A 15,075-nucleotide genomic window follows, 5' to 3' on the forward strand; every position below is an offset into this window, starting at 1 on the left:
GGGTCCAGGCCGATGATTGGAGTGCGAGATGTCCCGGAAGAAGAGAGTCGGCCGGCGTCAGAAGATCATCATCTGTGTCAGTGCCGGCGCGCTGGTCGGCGGTATCGCCATCGCCACCGCGGGTACCAGCCAGGCCTCCGTGGCGTGCGACGGACTGGCCACCGCCCTGAGCAACAACGAGAAGTTCATCGCCGACCAGCAGGCCAACCCGGATGCCCAGTCAGAGGCCCGGATCGCCAACCGCCAAGCCGTGATCAAGGAGATCCAGAACAAGCAGAAAGCCGCCGGCTGCTCCGGCGGGGAAGGCGGGGGCGCCGCCGCGGGCGCTCCACCGGCGGCGAACGAGCCGCCCGCCTCCGGCGCCCCGTCAGGGTCGGCGGAGCCGCCCGCATCGGACGACCCGCCCGCGTCCGATGACTCCTCCGCCTCCGCGGCCCCGCCCGCAGGGGACAACCCGCCCGCCGCCGACGGGGAGGTGGTCTGCGCCGGCTCGACGGTGACCCTCTCCGGAGAGGGCGGGGCCCCCGCGGCATCCAGCAGCGAGTTCCCCACCGGGACCAAACTGAAGGTGACCAACCTGGACAACAACAAGTCGACGACCGTCTCCGTGACCTCGACGTCGGGCAGCTGCGCACTGCTCAACAACGCGGCATTCGAACAGGTGCGTGAGGCAGGGAAGTTCCTGATCCGCAACGCCCGGATCGAGCGCGTGGGGTAGCCCCGGTCCGGTGGCCGGCAGCGGTGCCGCCTCCTCCGCTGCCGGCCACCCTTGTCTCCGGGGTGGCAGCCGCAGGCCGTACGGGCGACCTCACGGCGTGGCCGCTTGCCCGCCGGGGCCCGGCGAGGTGGCCTGGGGCCACCGGGCGCCGCGCGTCCTTGTCAGGCTCCCGCATGCGACCCCACCGAGTGTTCCCAGGAGACATCGATGCCCGTGAGCCGTCGACGCCGATCCACCCCTGCCACCGTGACCATGACCGTGAGCGTGCTTGCCGCCCTGTCGGGGGTCCTGCTCGGCACCCTCTCCGTCGGCCCGTCCCACGCCGACGAGCCGCCGTCCGCCGATCAGGGCCTGCTCCTCACGGTGTCCGGGACCGGCAACACCTGGAGCCGCGGGGTGCGGCTCAGCTGCCCGGACATCCACGGCAGACATCCGCACGCCGGTGCCGCCTGCAACGCGCTGGCCTGGGCCCGCGGGGACCTGGACGCCCTGCCCGGCGAGCCGCGTACCTGCACCAGGGAGTTCGACCCGGTCACCGCGACCGCGACCGGCACCTATCGCGGTGCCCAGGTGAACTGGCACAAGGAGTTCCCCAACGCCTGCTCGATGGACTCCGCGACCGGGCCGCTCTTCCGCTTCTGAGGCACCGCGTTCCGAGGCCCCGGCACCGCCGCCGCACCGGAACTCTCAGACCGGCCGCGCCGCCACCACGCCGATCGTCACCAGCGCCAGCACCACCCAGGAGAACCAGAGCCAGCCATTGGCGCCCATCGCCACGGTGTAGGCGGTCGCCACCACCAGTCCGCCCACCGTGCACACGGCCATCGTCCTAGCAGATCCGGGCATACCCGCAACCTCCTCACGGCGGCCCGGAACACCAACGCCACGGGCCGCGGCCATGGGACCATCGTCCCCGGCCGCGGCCCGTACCGCCAGAGTCGCGACGCGCCGTCACTGCCCCCGTGCGTTGAGCGAGGCGAGATAGGCGTTGTAGTCGGCCAGATCCCTGTCGCCGTTGCGGTCGGCGGCCCGGTCCGCGCGCTGCGACTGACGCTCCTCGGACTTGTACCACTGGAAGACCAGGGCGATCAGCACCACTACGGACGGGATCTCGCTGAAGGCCCAGGCGATGCCCCCGGCGGCCGACTGGTCGGCCAGCGCCTCGATCCCGAGCGAGGCCGGCGGGTGCACGAAGGTGGTGACCATCGGCTCCGAGGCCATCATCAGCGCGATACCGAAGAAGGCGTGGAACGGCATCCCTGCGAACAGCTCCAGCATCCGCATCACATAGCCCGGCCGGTGCGGGCCCGGGTCGACGCCCATGATCGGCCAGAAGAACACCAGGCCGACCGCGAGGAAGTGCACCATCATCCCGATGTGCCCGGCCCGGGACTCCATCAGGAAGTCGAACAGCGGTGAGAAGTAGAGCGCGTAGAGGCTCGCGATGAACAGCGGGATGGTGAACGCCGGATGCGTGATGATCCGCATGTAGCGGCTGTGCAGCAGCGCCACCAGCAGTTCACGCGGTCCCTTGCGGCCGCGCCCGGCAGCCGGCAGCGCGCGCAGCGCCAGCGTCACCGGTGCCCCGAGCAGCAGCAGGATCGGCGAGAGCATGCTGATGACCATGTGCTGGACCATGTGCACACTGAACATCGCCATGCCGTAGTCGTTGAGCGCCGTGCACATCACCAGTGCCACCGACAGCACGCCCACGGCCCAGGCGACGGTCCGGCCCACCGGCCAGGCATCACCCCGCCGTCGCAGCCGGACCACCGCCCAGCCGTACAGCCCCAGCCCCAGCAGGCAGCCGACGAGGAAGAACGGATCACCACCGAACTCCAGGCCTCGCGCGAGCGTGAACGGCGGCAGATCCATGTTCATGCCGTCCATGCCGTGCCCGCTGTGATCCATCCGCTCGCTCCTGATTCGTACCAATGCTCCGGCGACAAGACTAGAACCGCCCCCGGCCGAGAGAGCGGCCGGGGGCGGTTCGTGGCGCGCGGACCATCACGCCGCGGGCGGCGAGGTCACAGCACGCACTCGGCCTCGGCGTAGCGCTCCACGGGCACCGTCTTGAGCGTCTCGACGGCCTCGGCCAGTGGCACCAGCGTGATGTCCGTGCCGCGCAGCGCCGTCATCATCCCGAAGTCGCCGCGGTGCGCGGCCTCGACGGCGTGCCAGCCGAAGCGGGTGGCGAGCACGCGGTCGTAGGCGGTCGGGGTGCCGCCGCGCTGGACGTGCCCGAGGATGACCGGACGGGCCTCCTTGCCGAGGCGGTTCTCCAGCTCCACGGAGAGCTGCCGGGCGACGCCGGCGAACCGCTCATGGCCGTACATGTCCTTGCCGCCGATGTCGAAGGACATGGTGCCCTCGCGCGGCTTGGCGCCCTCGGCGACGACCACGATGGCGAACTTCTTGCCGGCCTCGAAGCGCTCGGAGACCCGTGCGGTGAGCTCGTCGATGTCGAAGGGCCGCTCCGGCACCACGATCGCGTGCGCACCGGCCGCCATGCCCGAGTGCAGCGCGATCCAGCCGGTGTGCCGCCCCATCACCTCGACGATCATCACTCGCTGGTGGGACTCGGCGGTGGTCTTGAGCCGGTCCAGCGCCTCGGTGGCCACACCCACCGCGGTGTCGAAGCCGAACGTGACATCCGTGACGGCGATGTCGTTGTCGATGGTCTTCGGTACGCCGACGATCGGCAGCCCGGCGTCCGACAGCAGCCGCGCCGCCTTCAGCGTGCCCTCGCCGCCGATCGGGATGATCGCGTCCAGGCCCAGCTCGGCGACATGGCCGCGGGCCCGCTCGACGCCGTCCCGCAGATGCGCGGGCTGCACCCGCGAGGACCCGAGGATGGTGCCGCCGCGCGCCAGGATGCCGCCGACGGCGTCGAGGTCGAGCTTGCGGTAATCGCACTCCAGCAGGCCCTTCCAGCCATCACGGAAGCCGATCACCTCATCGCCGTGATCGGCGGTGGCACGGTGGACGACGGAGCGGATGACGGCGTTCAGACCGGGGCAGTCTCCGCCGGAGGTGAGTACACCAATACGCATTGCTCGAAAAACCCTCTGCAACTCAACCGGGGGCCCGGACCCCGTCGTCCGGTTGGATTCCGCTCACCCTACAAGCGCGGGGCCGCCGGGCACACGTACGCCCGCAGTGCGGACTGCGGGCGTACGAAAAGGGTTGAATTCCGGCGGATGACGTATATCGACGAACCGCCTGAACCGGGAGGAAGCGGTATCAAGCAGGCTGGGTCGCTGCGGCGATCCGCTCCTGCCGCAACGCCTCGTACCAGCGGTCCTCGACCGGAGGCAGCGCATTGACATCCAGCGCCAGCTTGATCAGCAGATCGGCGATGTGCGGATTGCGCGCCATCACCGGCCCGTGCATGTACGTACCGAAGACGGTGTCGTTCCACGCGCCCTCGTAGCCGTCCCCGACGCCGTTGCCCTTGCCGAACCGCACCTTGGCGAACGGCCGGGCGGTTTCGCCCAGATGCGTCACGCCCTGGTGGTTCTCGAAGCCGGTCAGCGGCGGCAGCCCCAACTGCGGGTCGATATCGGCGAGTACGTCGCCGACGCAGCGCTCGGCCTCGCCGCGGGTGCTGACCACGTCCAGCAGCCCCAGGCCCTCCTGGCGCTCCCCGAGGTCATTGATGAACTCGTGCCCCAGGATCTGATAGCCGGCGCACACCGAGAAGACGATCGCGCCGTTGGCGACCGCACGGCTCAGCCCGCCGTCGCGGATCAGCCGCTCCGAGGCCAGCCGCTGCGGCCGGTCCTCGCCGCCGCCGATCAGGTAGATGTCACCGGAGGTGGGGATCTGCTGGTCGGACCGTACGTCCAGGCGCTGGACGTCCAGACCGCGCTGGCGCGCCCGCCGCTCCACCACCAGGGCGTTCCCCTGGTCGCCGTACGTGCTCAGCAGGTCCGGGTAGATCCACACCAGGCGCAGGCTGTTGTCACTCATGCTCGCTCGTCCTTGTCCGTAGCGTCGGTGGACCACACTCAGTTGCCCACGCGCCGGCGCAGGTCCTGGAAGGCCGTGTAGTTGGCGATGACCTCGATCCGGCCGGGCGGCGCCATGCCCACCGCCTCGTCGAGGCTCTCGCAGACATGGAAGTCGAGTCCCGCGACCTCCAGGCGCACCGCCAGGTCCAGCTTGCGGTCGCCGAGCACGAAGATCGGGTGCCCGGCCAGCCGGGTGTAGTCGACGTCCCACAGCCAGGAGGTGTCCGTGCCGTCCGCGCCGCGCGCGTTCACCGACATGATCACCGGGGTCGGCGGCGGGTCGATCAGCGAGAACGTCTCCAGCCAGCCGGCCGGGTTCTTCGCCAGCAGCAGCCGCAGCTCCCGCTCCATGAACGTGACCACGTCGTAGCGGCCGGCCACTGCCTGCACCGAGTACATCCGCTCCAGGGCCACCTGCGGCGGCACCCCGAACGCGGCGGCGACCGCGGCGGACGTGGTGGCGTTCGCCTTGTTGGCGCGCCCCGGCAGCTGGAGCTTGATCGGCCACGCGCTGCCGTGCGGGTCGAGCACATGGTCGCCGGAGAGCGCCCAGCTCGGCGTGGGGCGACGGAAGCCGCACTCGCCGCAGAACCAGTCGTCGCTCGGCCGCTGCATCACGCCACCGCACGAGGGGCAGGACCAGGCGTCGTCCTTCCACTCCTGCCCGGCCGCGACCCACACCACATTCGCGGACGACGAGGCCGCCCACACGATCAGCGGGTCGTCCGCGTTGGCGATGATCAGGGCCTTGGAACCGGCCAGGCCCTCGCGCCAGTGCTCGGCCAGCATCCGGGTCTCCGCGGCGCGGTCGAGCTGGTCGCGCGAGAGGTTCAACAGCGCTATGGCCTTGGGCGTCACATCGCGTGCCACGCCGGAAAGGTACTTCTCGTCCACCTCGATGACGCCGTAGCGGGCGTCCGATCCACCGGCCAGCGCGGACGTGATGCCCGCCGGCATGTTGGCGCCGAGCGCGTTGGAGACCACCGGACCGCTGGCCCGCAGCGCCTCTGCGATCAGCCGCGTCGTGGTCGTCTTGCCGTTGGTCGCCGACACCAGGATGACGTCCAAGTGCCGGGCCAGCCGCGCCAGCAGGTCGGGGTCGAGTTTGAGCGCCACCCGGCCACCGATCACCGATCCGCTGCCGCGGCCCGCCGCGCGCGACACCGCCGCCGCGGCCTTGCCCGCCGTCACGGCCAGCTTGGCCCGCGGCGACAGCGGCTCCGTGTTGCCTGCCATCGTCTTTGATCCTCCTTGCATCCGGCGCCCGCCTGCCCTGAGGCTGCCGGTGGAACGCTTCCTCCGCAGCCGATGACCGGCCGAGGCTTCGGTCGGGGATCAGCCTATCGAGATCCGGCCCCGGGCCCGAACCCCGCCACCCGTCCGGCGACATCCCGGGCGCGCCGGACCGTACCCTTGCCCTCATGTCTCCCCGCACCATCCCCGGCAGTTCCGGCCGCCCCCGCCCGCTGCGCCTGCTCGGCGATCCGGCCCTGACCGGGCCCTGTCAGGAGGTCACCGCCTTCGACGGTGAGCTGGCCCGGCTGGTCGAGGACATGTACGCGACGATGTACGCCGCGGACGGTGTGGGCCTTGCCGCCAATCAGATCGGCGTCCCGCTGCGGGTGTTCGTCTACGACTGCCCCGACGACGAGGACCGCCGTCATCTCGGGCATCTCGTCAACCCCCGGCTCGTCGAGGTCGACGGCCCGGTCGTCCGCGGTCCCGAGGGCTGTCTCTCGGTTCCCGGCATCGAGGCCGGCACCCCGCGCCACGACCACACCGTCGTGACCGGGTTCAGCGTCACCGGCGAGCCCAGGACGGTGACCGGCACCGGCTTCTTCGCCCGCTGCCTCCAGCACGAGTGCGACCACCTCGACGGCGGGCTGTACGTCGACCGCCTCACCGGGCTGCGCCGCCGCCGGGCGCTGCGCGCCGCGGCCAAGGCCCCGTGGGCGGCGACGGCGGGGGCGTCCGGCCGCTGAGCGGGCGGCGCCTCCCGCCGCATCATGGTCCGCGGCTCAGAAGCCCGGGCCGTCCGCGCGGTCCTCGACCGCGACCAGCTGACCCCAGAGCAGGTCGGCCAGCTGCTTGACCAACTGCTCGCGCGTGCAAGGGCGTTCCCGCAACCACCAGTCGCCGGCGCCGTGCATCATGCCGACGATGCCGTGTCCCCATACGCGTGCCGTCAGCTCGCCGCCCGGCCCCAGGTCGAGCCGGTCGGTGATCACCTTGGCCAGCTCCTCGCCGAGCCGGCGCAGCAGCGGTGCGGAGTGCCGTCCCACGTCGAAGCCGGACTCGGACGCGTTGTCCCCGTCCGACGGGTGCATCAGGAAGCGGTACACCTGCGGCCGGGCCTCGATCGCGAGCAGGTAGGCGTCGAGGGTGGCCTCGACCCGGTCCCGGCGCAGGACGGGTGCGTCCAGTGCGGTCGCCAGATTGGCCAGCAGGGCATCGGTGTGCCGTACGGCGAGCGCGCGGTACAGCCCGCCCTTGTCGCCGAAGTGCCGGTAGAGGATCGGTTTGGTGATACCGGCCTCGGCGGCGATGGCGTTCATCGACGCGTCCGGGCCGTCGCGCAGCACAATGCGCTCGGCGGCCTCCAACAACTCCCGCCGTCTGCGCTCGGTCGCCGTCTGCTGGCGGCCGCGATGTTCTGTGCTTTCCATGGTCGTGCTCCCCACCCTTGTGAATCCGTGGCGCTCGCGCAACGTAACACCCGAACTCCTCCGTGAATGTCGCCAGAGGAGTTGACATAGCTTACTCGCGAGTAACACACTGCGGGTTACCGCTAGTAACATCGTAATGCGTGCAGCACTGGAGGGGACATGGCCGAGTTCACCATGGAGCTCAACGACGAGCAGAAGGAAGTCCGTGACTGGGTTCACGGCTTCGCCGCGGACGTCATGCGCCCCGCCGCCGCCGAATGGGACGAGCGCGAGGAGACCCCCTGGCCCGTGATCCAGGAGGCCGCCAAGATCGGTCTGTACTCCCTGGACTTCTACGCCCAGCAGTTCTTCGACCCCACGGGCCTCGGCATCCCCATGGCCATGGAGGAACTCTTCTGGGGGGATGCCGGCATCGGTCTGTCGATCGTCGGCACCGGGCTCGCCGCCGTCGGGGTGCTCGCGAACGGGACCGAGGAGCAGATCGGCACCTGGGTCCCGCAGATGTACGGCGACGCCAACGATGTCAAGGTCGCCGCCTTCTGCTCCTCGGAACCGGACGCCGGCTCGGATGTCGCCGCGATGCGCACCCGCGCGGTCTACGACGAGGCCAAGGACGAGTGGGTGCTCAACGGCACCAAGACCTGGGCCACCAACGGCGGCATCGCCAACGTCCATGTCGTCGTCGCCTCCGTCGACCCCGGCCTCGGCTCGAAGGGGCACGCCTCCTTCATCGTCCCCCCGAACACCCCCGGCCTCTCCCAGGGACAGAAGTTCAAGAAGCACGGCATCCGCGCCTCGCACACCGCCGAGGTCGTCCTGGAAGACGTCCGGGTCCCCGGCCACTGTCTGCTCGGCGGCAAGGAGAAGCTCGATGAGCGCCTCGCCCGTGCCCACGAGAAGGCCAAGAGCGGTGGCGTGGGGGTCCCCTCGCTCGAGCGAAGCCGAGAGGGGGGGAGGGTGAAGAACGCCGCCATGGCCACCTTCGAGGCCTCCCGCCCGGCCGTCGGCGCGATGGCCGTCGGTACCGCCCGCGCGGCTTACGAAGAGGCCCTGGAGTACGCGAAAACCCGCTCCCAGTTCGGCCGTCCGATCATCGACAACCAGGGCGTGGCCTTCCAGCTCGCCGATATGCGCACCCAGATCGACGCCGCCCGCCTGCTGGTCTGGCGCGCCTCCTGGATGGCGGTGACCGGCAAGCCCTTCACCTCCGCCGAGGGCTCCATGTCGAAGCTCTTCGCCAGCGAGGTCGCCAAAAAGGTCACCGCTCAGGCCGTACAGATCCTCGGCGGAAATGGCTTCACCCGTGAATACCCGGTCGAGCGGATGCACCGCGACGCCGCCATCTACACCATTTTCGAGGGCACCAGCGAAATCCAGCGACTGGTGATCGCTCGTACGCTTTCGGGAATGCCGATCCGCTGAGGGATGCGTGCAGTAGGACGCGTGTAGCGGTTTTTTGCATAGGGCCCCGCTCGGTTACCGGGCGGGGCTTCTCCTGTTCCTGTCGCACCCTGGAAACGGGTTTTCGGAGATAGGCGGAAGCTCGATTCGACGGCTGCGGCGCACTGGAAAGATCCCTCGATGGCGGGGTACGGCGCCCCGCCGCCACGACCGGAACGCGCTTGCCGCATGGGCCCGGCGGCGCCGGCCGGGCGCCGTGGAGGTGGATGTCGAAGCGCGGAAGGCCCGGCGGGCGCGGCGCTTCCGTGTGCCGCCGATCCGGCCTCGCTGACAGCGATGTCAGAGGTCGCCGACAGCGATGGCAGGCGTTGTCGAGAACGATGGCGGGCGTTGTCGACAACGATGGGGGGCGTTGTCGAAAAGTGCTCATTCAACGTTCAATCAGTGCATAGCGGCCGGCTCCGCGTCGCCTTGGCCGACGAGGTAAGCGGGATCTTGCCCTCCGCTCGGGATGTGCACCGACCGCATCGGCGGACTTCGGTCTTGGTGGGGGTGACAGCCAATTGTCTGGCGTGCTGCCGTCCCTGAATGGCAGCACTCGGAGAACGGGCTGGTCATGGTCGCCGTTTGGGGCGAGGCGGGAGAGATTCCCGTCAGCGGGACCTGTTGACCGCCGGTGAAGGGGCCCCACCGCAAGGCGAGTGTGGTGGGGCTTTGTCGTGCCTCGTGGTGCGGTCCGGGCAACGCCGGGACAACTCCGGTCATGGGGTGCCCGTTTGCGCCGTCGACGGTTTCCGCCGGGCCGTCCGCGGGGGTGGGGCACGCCTCGCCCCCGGGCCGCTCCCTCACTCCCTCGTGCTGCGGGTCTCGCGTGCCCTCGCGGCATCGCCCGCGCCTGCCCCCGTCGCGGACCTTCCGGTGCCAGCCGCCCGGCATCCCCTTGACGGAGGGGGCGCCGCGTTCTACGTTCCTTCCATAAAGCAAAACATTAATTCCATGATGCGGAATTAAGTACCTCCGGCCCTTCGTCGGAGCTTGCCCGTGACAGGTCGACGCAGGAGTACTCGATGCCTCGAATGACAGCCGCCCGCGCCGCGGTGGAGATCCTCAAGCGTGAGGGCGTGACCAACGCCTTCGGGGTGCCGGGTGCCGCGATCAACCCGTTCTACGCAGCCCTCAAGGGCGCGGGCGGGATCGACCACACGCTGGCCCGCCATGTCGAGGGCGCCTCGCACATGGCCGAGGGCTACACCCGGACCCACCCGGGGAACATCGGCGTCTGCATCGGCACCTCCGGTCCGGCCGGCACGGACATGATCACCGGCCTTTACTCCGCGATCGGTGACTCGATCCCGATCCTGTGCATCACCGGCCAGGCCCCGACCGCGGTGATCCAGAAGGAGGACTTCCAGGCCGTCGACATCGCCTCGATCGCCAAGCCGGTCACCAAGGCCGCCACCACGGTGATGGAGGCCGCGCAGGTCCCCGGCGTCTTCCAGCAGGCCTTCCACCTGATGCGTTCGGGACGCCCCGGCCCCGTCCTCATCGACCTGCCGATCGATGTCCAGCTGACCGAGATCGACTTCGACCCCGAGACGTACGAGCCGCTGCCGGCCTTCAAGCCGGCCGCGACCCGCGCCCAGGTCGAGAAGGCGCTCACGCTCCTCAACGAGTCGGAGCGCCCGTTGATCGTCGCCGGTGGCGGCATCATCAACGCCGACGCCTCCGAGCTGCTGGTCGAGTTCGCCGAGCTGACCGGCACCCCGGTCGTCCCCACCCTGATGGGCTGGGGGATCGTCGCCGACGACCACGAGCTCAACGCAGGAATGGTCGGCCTGCAGACCTCGCACCGCTACGGCAACGCGAACTTCCTGGAGTCCGATTTCGTCCTGGGCATCGGCAACCGCTGGGCCAACCGCCACACCGGCAAGCTGGACGTCTACACCCAGGGGCGCAAGTTCGTCCATGTCGACATCGAGCCGACCCAGATCGGCAAGATCTTCGCCCCGGACTACGGCATCGCCTCGGACGCCAAGGCCGCGCTGGAGCTGTTCGTCGAGGTGGCGAAGGAACTCAAGGCCGCAGGCAAGCTGCCCGACCGCGGTGACTGGGCCGCCGCCACCCAGGTGCGCAAGGCGCAACTGCAGCGCCGTACGCACTTCGACGACATCCCGATGAAGCCGCAGCGGGTCTACGAGGAGATGAACAAGGCCTTCGGCCCGGAGACCCGCTACGTCACCACCATCGGTCTCTCCCAGATCGCCGGCGCGCAGATGCTGCACGTCTACAAGCCGCGCCACTGGATCAACTGCGGCCAGGCCGGCCCGCTCGGCTGGACCATCCCGGCCGCGCTGGGGGTGGCCACCGCCGATCCCGAGACGCCGGTCGTCGCGCTCTCCGGCGACTACGACTTCCAGTTCATGCTCGAAGAGCTGGCGGTCGGCGCCCAGCACAAGATCCCGTATGTGCATGTCCTGGTGAACAACGCGTACTTGGGCCTGATCCGTCAGGCGCAGCGCAACCTCGACATCAACTTCCAGGTCAACCTGGAGTTCGAGAACATCAACGCACCGGAGCTGGGCGTCTACGGCGTGGACCACATCAAGGTCGCCGAGGGGCTCGGCTGCAAGGCCATCCGCGTCACGGACCCGAGCGAGCTGGGCGCCGCCTTCGAGGAGGCCAAGAAGCTGGCGGCCGAGCACCGCGTCCCGGTCGTCGTCGAGGCCATCCTCGAGCGGATCACCAACATCTCGATGAGTGGCTCCGATATCGCCAGTGTCAACGAGTGGGAGGACATCGCGACCGAGCCGGGTCACGCGCCCACCGCGATCAAGCCGCTCAAGGTCTGAGACCGGCTCCGGTTCGCCGATGAGCCGGGTGCGCTCGGTCCTCGCGCCCGACCTCTCCGTCATCCCTGCGTGTGCTGCCCGCTCCTGACGTCCCACAGCTTTTCGAAAGAGGCACCCTCATGAGCAATCTGCCCAAGATCGCGTGGATCGGTCTCGGCATCATGGGCTCCCCCATGGCCGAGAACCTGATCAAGGCCGGCTACACGGTGACCGGCTACACCCTCGAAGCCGACAAACTCGAGCGCCTGGCCGCAGCCGGCGGCACCACGGCCGCCTCGGCCGCCGAAGCCGTCACCGACGCCGACATCATCATCACCATGGTCCCCGCCTCCCCCCACGTCGAGGCCATCGCCTACGGACCCGACGGCATCCTGGCCCACGCCCGGCGCGGCGCCCTGCTGATCGACATGTCCTCGATCACCCCCCAGACCTCCATCGACTTGGCCAAGGCCGCCGCCGACAAGGGCATCCGCGTCCTGGACGCCCCCGTCTCCGGCGGCGAAGCCGGCGCCGTCGAAGCCGTCCTGTCCATCATGGTTGGCGGCGACCAAGCCGACTTCGACGCCGCCCGCCCGATCCTCGAAGCGCTCGGCAAGACCATCGTCCTGTGCGGACCCCACGGCGCCGGCCAGACCGTCAAGGCCGCCAACCAGCTCATCGTCGCCGTCAACATCCAAGCCTGCGCCGAAGCCGTCGTCTTCCTCGAAAAGTCCGGCGTCGACCTCACCGCCGCCCTCGACGTCCTGAACGGCGGCCTCGCCGGCTCCACCGTCCTCACCCGCAAAAAGGACAACTTCAAAAACCGCGACTTCCAGCCCGGCTTCCGCATCGACCTCCACCACAAGGACATGGGCATCGTCACCGACGCCGCCCGCACCGTCGGCGCCGCCCTCCCCGTCGGCACCCTCGTCGCCAACCTCGTCGCCTCCCTGCGCGCACAAGGCGACGGCGGCCTCGACCACTCCGCCCTCCTGCGCGGCGTCGAACGACTCTCCGGACACACCACCGAAGACTGAACCGCTCCGCGGGACCGCTCCGTTGCCGCACGGGATCGGCCGGCGCCGCGACTGCCGTACCCGCAGTCGCGGCGCCGGTCTGCTGTGGGGCGCCCCTTGCCGGGAGGGCACTTGCCCGGAGAGGCACCTACGGGGAGGGCACTTGCGGGGCCGGTGGGAACGGCCCCGGTGGGGCGATGTGTGGCGGCGGTTTGCTGGGATGCTGCGTGGCTGCCTGACGGGGCGATGTGGGGCGGCTCGACGGCCGGGACTTTCGCGTACGGCCCGATTCACGGGCCGAGGAGCACCGGAAGGCTTGCCAGACCGCGCATCAAACGCGTGCGCCGCCACTCAAGCGTCTCCCAACTGGCCACCGCCGGACGGATGCCGGGGAAACGCGTCAGCAGCACCTCGAAGGCGATCCGGGCCTCGATACGGGCCAACGGTGCACCGAGGCAGTGGTGCGGACCGTGTCCGAACGAGAGATGTCCACCCGGGCGCTCGGGACGGTCCGGGTGCGCCGTACGGACGTGACGGTCCAGTCGTACCTCGTCCGGCGCGGAGAACTGCGCCGGATCACGGTTGGCGGCTCCGGGGGACACCAGAACCACCTCTCCCGCACCGATCCGGGCGCCGCCGAGTTCGATCGGTTCGGTGGCAAAACGGAAGGTCGCGAGGGTGATCGGGGCGTCGTGACGCAGAAACTCCTCGACCGCGGCGGGCAGCAGGCCGGGATCGGCACGGAGGCGGGAGCGGAGCGCGTCGTCCCGGAGCAGTGCCAGCATCCCGTTGCCGATGAGGTGGGTCGTCGTCTCGTGGCCCGCGACCACCAACAGCACGGCCAGGGAGATGAGTTCGGTCTCGGACAGCCGGTCCGCCTCGTCGCGGGCGGCGATCAGACCGCTGAGAACGTCGTCCCCGAGGTCCTGGCGCCGGGCCGCGATCAGCCGGGTCATGTAGTCGCTGAGGGCGTGCGACGCGCGGTCCACGGTGTCCGGGGCCGCCGCGGCGAACAGGTCATGGGACCAGCGCCGGACCGCCGCACGGTCCGGCTCCGGTACCCCCAGCAGCTCGCTGATCACCGCGATCGGCAGCGGCGCGGCGAACTCCTCGACCAGATCCGCCGACCCGCGCGCGGCCAGTGCGTCGGCCAGCTCCTCCGCGATCGCACGGATACGGGGCTCCAGCCGTGCGACGGCCGCCGGAGTGAATGCTTTCATCGCCAGCTTCCGCAGCCGGCCGTGGTGCGGTGGATCGGTGGCGAGCATGGTCCGGCTGACGGCGGGGGCCAGGTTGCGCTTGCCCGGACGGTCGGCGAAGTAGCGGGCGGTGTCCTTCGACAGCCGCGCGTCCGCCAGCGCGGACCGGGCCTCCGCCCATCCGGTCACGACCCATGTCGTACGGCCGTTGCCCGTCCTCACCTGTTGCACGGGGCCGCGCGAACGCAGGGCGGCGAGCAGCGGGTACGGGTCCCGGGAGAACTCCGCTGAGTCCATGGGGTTGTTCACGGTCGGCCTCTTGCTCCTCGTCGCGGGAGGTAGGTTCCGGGGCCCCACGGACCAACCGCCCGCCCGCTCCATGCCCCTGCCACCCGGCCAGCCTAGTGAATGCTTGCAGGGGCAAGGATGGGTGCGCACGGCGGTTACTGATGCTCACGGCGGCTGTCGAAATGCGCGAGCGCGGAGCCCGGCGCACGCTGGATGCATGACCGAGCACCCGCCCGTCATCGTGCACCCGCCGACGCCCTCCGGTGGCCGACGGGTGACCGTACGTGGGCAGATCGTCGGCCTGGCCCACGGTCGTGGCGATGTCGCCGAATTCCTCCGCCGCGCGGGCGTCGCCGGCCAGGCAGAGGACATTGCGCTGGACGACCCCCAGCTCGTCGAGTGGCGCGGCGGCTCACTGGACGACTGGCCGATGCCGCCCGCCTGACGCGGCGTGCCGTGCCTCCGGGCAGCGGCAGGGCAGTCGGCGGGGCGGTCGGCGGGGCCGAGGCTCGGACGGACGGGCCACGACGGGTACGCCACCGTCCGTAGCCGTAGTCCTAGCTAGCCGTAGCCGTAGCCGTAGCCACCGTCCGGAGCCGGAGCGGAGCCATAGCCGCACCTCCTGAAACCAGTGCTGGTCGCAAGGCATACGCTGCTGCGTGGCGGTCGAAAGGCTGTCAGTTCATGAGGTGCGGCAGAAGAGGGCGGGAGTACGGCGTGAGTGACAGCGGAGACTCGGGGGACAGCGGCTACGGTGACGACGGTATGAGCAGCCGCAGCTCGTCGTCGAGCAGCCTCCCGAGCGTGAGCGTCCTGCGGAGGGCAATGCGCTGGGAGACGTTCGCGCTGGTCGTGTTCCTGGTGGTCGTGGCAGCGATAGCGTCGTAGGGCGTCCCGCACAGGCCGCCTGGCGCGAGTGTGCGCCGCGCCGGGACGTTCCGGCCCG

General features: G+C 70.1%; 15 protein-coding genes. 8 read left to right on the plus strand and 7 right to left on the minus strand.

Annotated elements, in window-relative coordinates; all coding sequences use genetic code 11:
* Positions 1-28: 28 nt before the first annotated feature.
* Together K7C20_RS34260 and K7C20_RS34265 are read left to right on the plus strand one after the other, a co-directional pair.
* Positions 29-718, plus strand: a complete 690-nt coding sequence (locus K7C20_RS34260; RefSeq protein ID WP_053209227.1) for a hypothetical protein — start codon at positions 29-31, stop codon at positions 716-718.
* Between the two features lie 252 nt (positions 719-970).
* Positions 971-1,360 carry an SSI family serine proteinase inhibitor gene (locus K7C20_RS34265; RefSeq protein ID WP_245171150.1) on the plus strand — a complete coding sequence of 130 codons (390 nt, stop codon included), beginning with the start codon at positions 971-973 and terminating at the stop codon, positions 1,358-1,360.
* A gap of 45 nt (positions 1,361-1,405) precedes the next feature.
* Here the strand turns inward: K7C20_RS34265 and K7C20_RS34270 are convergent, their stop codons facing one another.
* The 5 genes from K7C20_RS34270 to K7C20_RS34290 form a co-directional block, all read right to left on the minus strand.
* Positions 1,406-1,564 carry a hypothetical protein gene (locus K7C20_RS34270; RefSeq protein ID WP_030076233.1) on the minus strand — a complete coding sequence of 53 codons (159 nt, stop codon included), beginning with the start codon at positions 1,562-1,564 and terminating at the stop codon, positions 1,406-1,408.
* Positions 1,565-1,669: 105 nt separating this feature from the next.
* Positions 1,670-2,629 carry a cytochrome c oxidase assembly protein gene (locus tag K7C20_RS34275; RefSeq protein ID WP_030076235.1) on the minus strand — a complete coding sequence of 320 codons (960 nt, stop codon included), beginning with the start codon at positions 2,627-2,629 and terminating at the stop codon, positions 1,670-1,672.
* Between the two features lie 116 nt (positions 2,630-2,745).
* Positions 2,746-3,771 carry a 6-phosphofructokinase gene (locus K7C20_RS34280; protein WP_030076237.1) on the minus strand — a complete coding sequence of 342 codons (1,026 nt, stop codon included), beginning with the start codon at positions 3,769-3,771 and terminating at the stop codon, positions 2,746-2,748.
* A gap of 190 nt (positions 3,772-3,961) precedes the next feature.
* Positions 3,962-4,690 carry a type 1 glutamine amidotransferase gene (locus K7C20_RS34285; protein ID WP_030076239.1) on the minus strand — a complete coding sequence of 243 codons (729 nt, stop codon included), beginning with the start codon at positions 4,688-4,690 and terminating at the stop codon, positions 3,962-3,964.
* A gap of 38 nt (positions 4,691-4,728) precedes the next feature.
* Complete coding sequence (locus tag K7C20_RS34290) at positions 4,729-5,967, minus strand: MurT ligase domain-containing protein (RefSeq protein WP_030985256.1); 1,239 nt, start codon at positions 5,965-5,967, stop codon at positions 4,729-4,731.
* A gap of 185 nt (positions 5,968-6,152) precedes the next feature.
* Here K7C20_RS34290 and def point away from each other — a divergent pair, with 185 nt between their 5' ends.
* Complete coding sequence (gene def, locus K7C20_RS34295) at positions 6,153-6,713, plus strand: peptide deformylase (protein ID WP_053209228.1); 561 nt, start codon at positions 6,153-6,155, stop codon at positions 6,711-6,713.
* Between the two features lie 36 nt (positions 6,714-6,749).
* Here def and K7C20_RS34300 read toward each other — a convergent pair whose 3' ends face one another.
* Entirely contained in the window at positions 6,750-7,397 is a 648-nt protein-coding gene (locus K7C20_RS34300) for a TetR family transcriptional regulator (protein ID WP_030076243.1), read from the minus strand.
* 159 nt (positions 7,398-7,556) lie between these two features.
* On the opposite strand from K7C20_RS34300, the gene K7C20_RS34305 reads away from it, so the two are divergent.
* From K7C20_RS34305 to K7C20_RS34315, 3 genes are all read left to right on the plus strand, one after another.
* Positions 7,557-8,819 carry an acyl-CoA dehydrogenase family protein gene (locus tag K7C20_RS34305; protein ID WP_030076245.1) on the plus strand — a complete coding sequence of 421 codons (1,263 nt, stop codon included), beginning with the start codon at positions 7,557-7,559 and terminating at the stop codon, positions 8,817-8,819.
* 1,046 nt (positions 8,820-9,865) lie between these two features.
* Positions 9,866-11,647, plus strand: a complete 1,782-nt coding sequence (gcl, locus tag K7C20_RS34310) for a glyoxylate carboligase (protein ID WP_030076247.1) — start codon at positions 9,866-9,868, stop codon at positions 11,645-11,647.
* A gap of 119 nt (positions 11,648-11,766) precedes the next feature.
* On the plus strand, positions 11,767-12,663 hold the full coding sequence (locus tag K7C20_RS34315) for a 2-hydroxy-3-oxopropionate reductase (RefSeq protein ID WP_030076248.1): 897 nt from the start codon (positions 11,767-11,769) through the stop codon (positions 12,661-12,663).
* 269 nt (positions 12,664-12,932) lie between these two features.
* Here the strand turns inward: K7C20_RS34315 and K7C20_RS34320 are convergent, their stop codons facing one another.
* Positions 12,933-14,150 (minus strand): cytochrome P450 family protein, encoded by a 1,218-nt coding sequence (locus K7C20_RS34320; protein WP_409351333.1) that lies wholly within the window; start codon positions 14,148-14,150, stop codon positions 12,933-12,935.
* A gap of 196 nt (positions 14,151-14,346) precedes the next feature.
* Here K7C20_RS34320 and K7C20_RS34325 point away from each other — a divergent pair, with 196 nt between their 5' ends.
* Both K7C20_RS34325 and K7C20_RS34330 read left to right on the plus strand, forming a co-directional pair.
* The gene (locus tag K7C20_RS34325) at positions 14,347-14,574 is read left to right on the plus strand and encodes a hypothetical protein (RefSeq protein ID WP_030089478.1); all 228 of its coding nucleotides are present in this window, start codon (positions 14,347-14,349) and stop codon (positions 14,572-14,574) included.
* Between the two features lie 272 nt (positions 14,575-14,846).
* On the plus strand, positions 14,847-15,017 hold the full coding sequence (locus K7C20_RS34330) for a hypothetical protein (protein WP_167352504.1): 171 nt from the start codon (positions 14,847-14,849) through the stop codon (positions 15,015-15,017).
* Positions 15,018-15,075: the final 58 nt, after the last annotated feature.

The organism is Streptomyces decoyicus, from assembly GCF_019880305.1.
Taxonomy (GTDB): Bacteria; Actinomycetota; Actinomycetes; order Streptomycetales; family Streptomycetaceae; genus Streptomyces; species Streptomyces decoyicus.

Coding starts and splice junctions, on each gene's coding strand:
- def (WP_053209228.1), top strand. CDS start 6,153: ATGTCTCCCCGCACCATCCCCGGCAGTTCCGGCCGCCCCCGCCCGCTG.
- K7C20_RS34275 (WP_030076235.1), bottom strand. CDS start 2,629: ATGGATCACAGCGGGCACGGCATGGACGGCATGAACATGGATCTGCCG.
- K7C20_RS34290 (WP_030985256.1), bottom strand. CDS start 5,967: ATGGCAGGCAACACGGAGCCGCTGTCGCCGCGGGCCAAGCTGGCCGTG.
- gcl (WP_030076247.1), top strand. CDS start 9,866: ATGCCTCGAATGACAGCCGCCCGCGCCGCGGTGGAGATCCTCAAGCGT.
- K7C20_RS34260 (WP_053209227.1), top strand. CDS start 29: ATGTCCCGGAAGAAGAGAGTCGGCCGGCGTCAGAAGATCATCATCTGT.
- K7C20_RS34270 (WP_030076233.1), bottom strand. CDS start 1,564: ATGCCCGGATCTGCTAGGACGATGGCCGTGTGCACGGTGGGCGGACTG.
- K7C20_RS34325 (WP_030089478.1), top strand. CDS start 14,347: ATGACCGAGCACCCGCCCGTCATCGTGCACCCGCCGACGCCCTCCGGT.
- K7C20_RS34265 (WP_245171150.1), top strand. CDS start 971: ATGACCGTGAGCGTGCTTGCCGCCCTGTCGGGGGTCCTGCTCGGCACC.
- K7C20_RS34305 (WP_030076245.1), top strand. CDS start 7,557: ATGGCCGAGTTCACCATGGAGCTCAACGACGAGCAGAAGGAAGTCCGT.
- K7C20_RS34300 (WP_030076243.1), bottom strand. CDS start 7,397: ATGGAAAGCACAGAACATCGCGGCCGCCAGCAGACGGCGACCGAGCGC.
- K7C20_RS34280 (WP_030076237.1), bottom strand. CDS start 3,771: ATGCGTATTGGTGTACTCACCTCCGGCGGAGACTGCCCCGGTCTGAAC.
- K7C20_RS34315 (WP_030076248.1), top strand. CDS start 11,767: ATGAGCAATCTGCCCAAGATCGCGTGGATCGGTCTCGGCATCATGGGC.
- K7C20_RS34285 (WP_030076239.1), bottom strand. CDS start 4,690: ATGAGTGACAACAGCCTGCGCCTGGTGTGGATCTACCCGGACCTGCTG.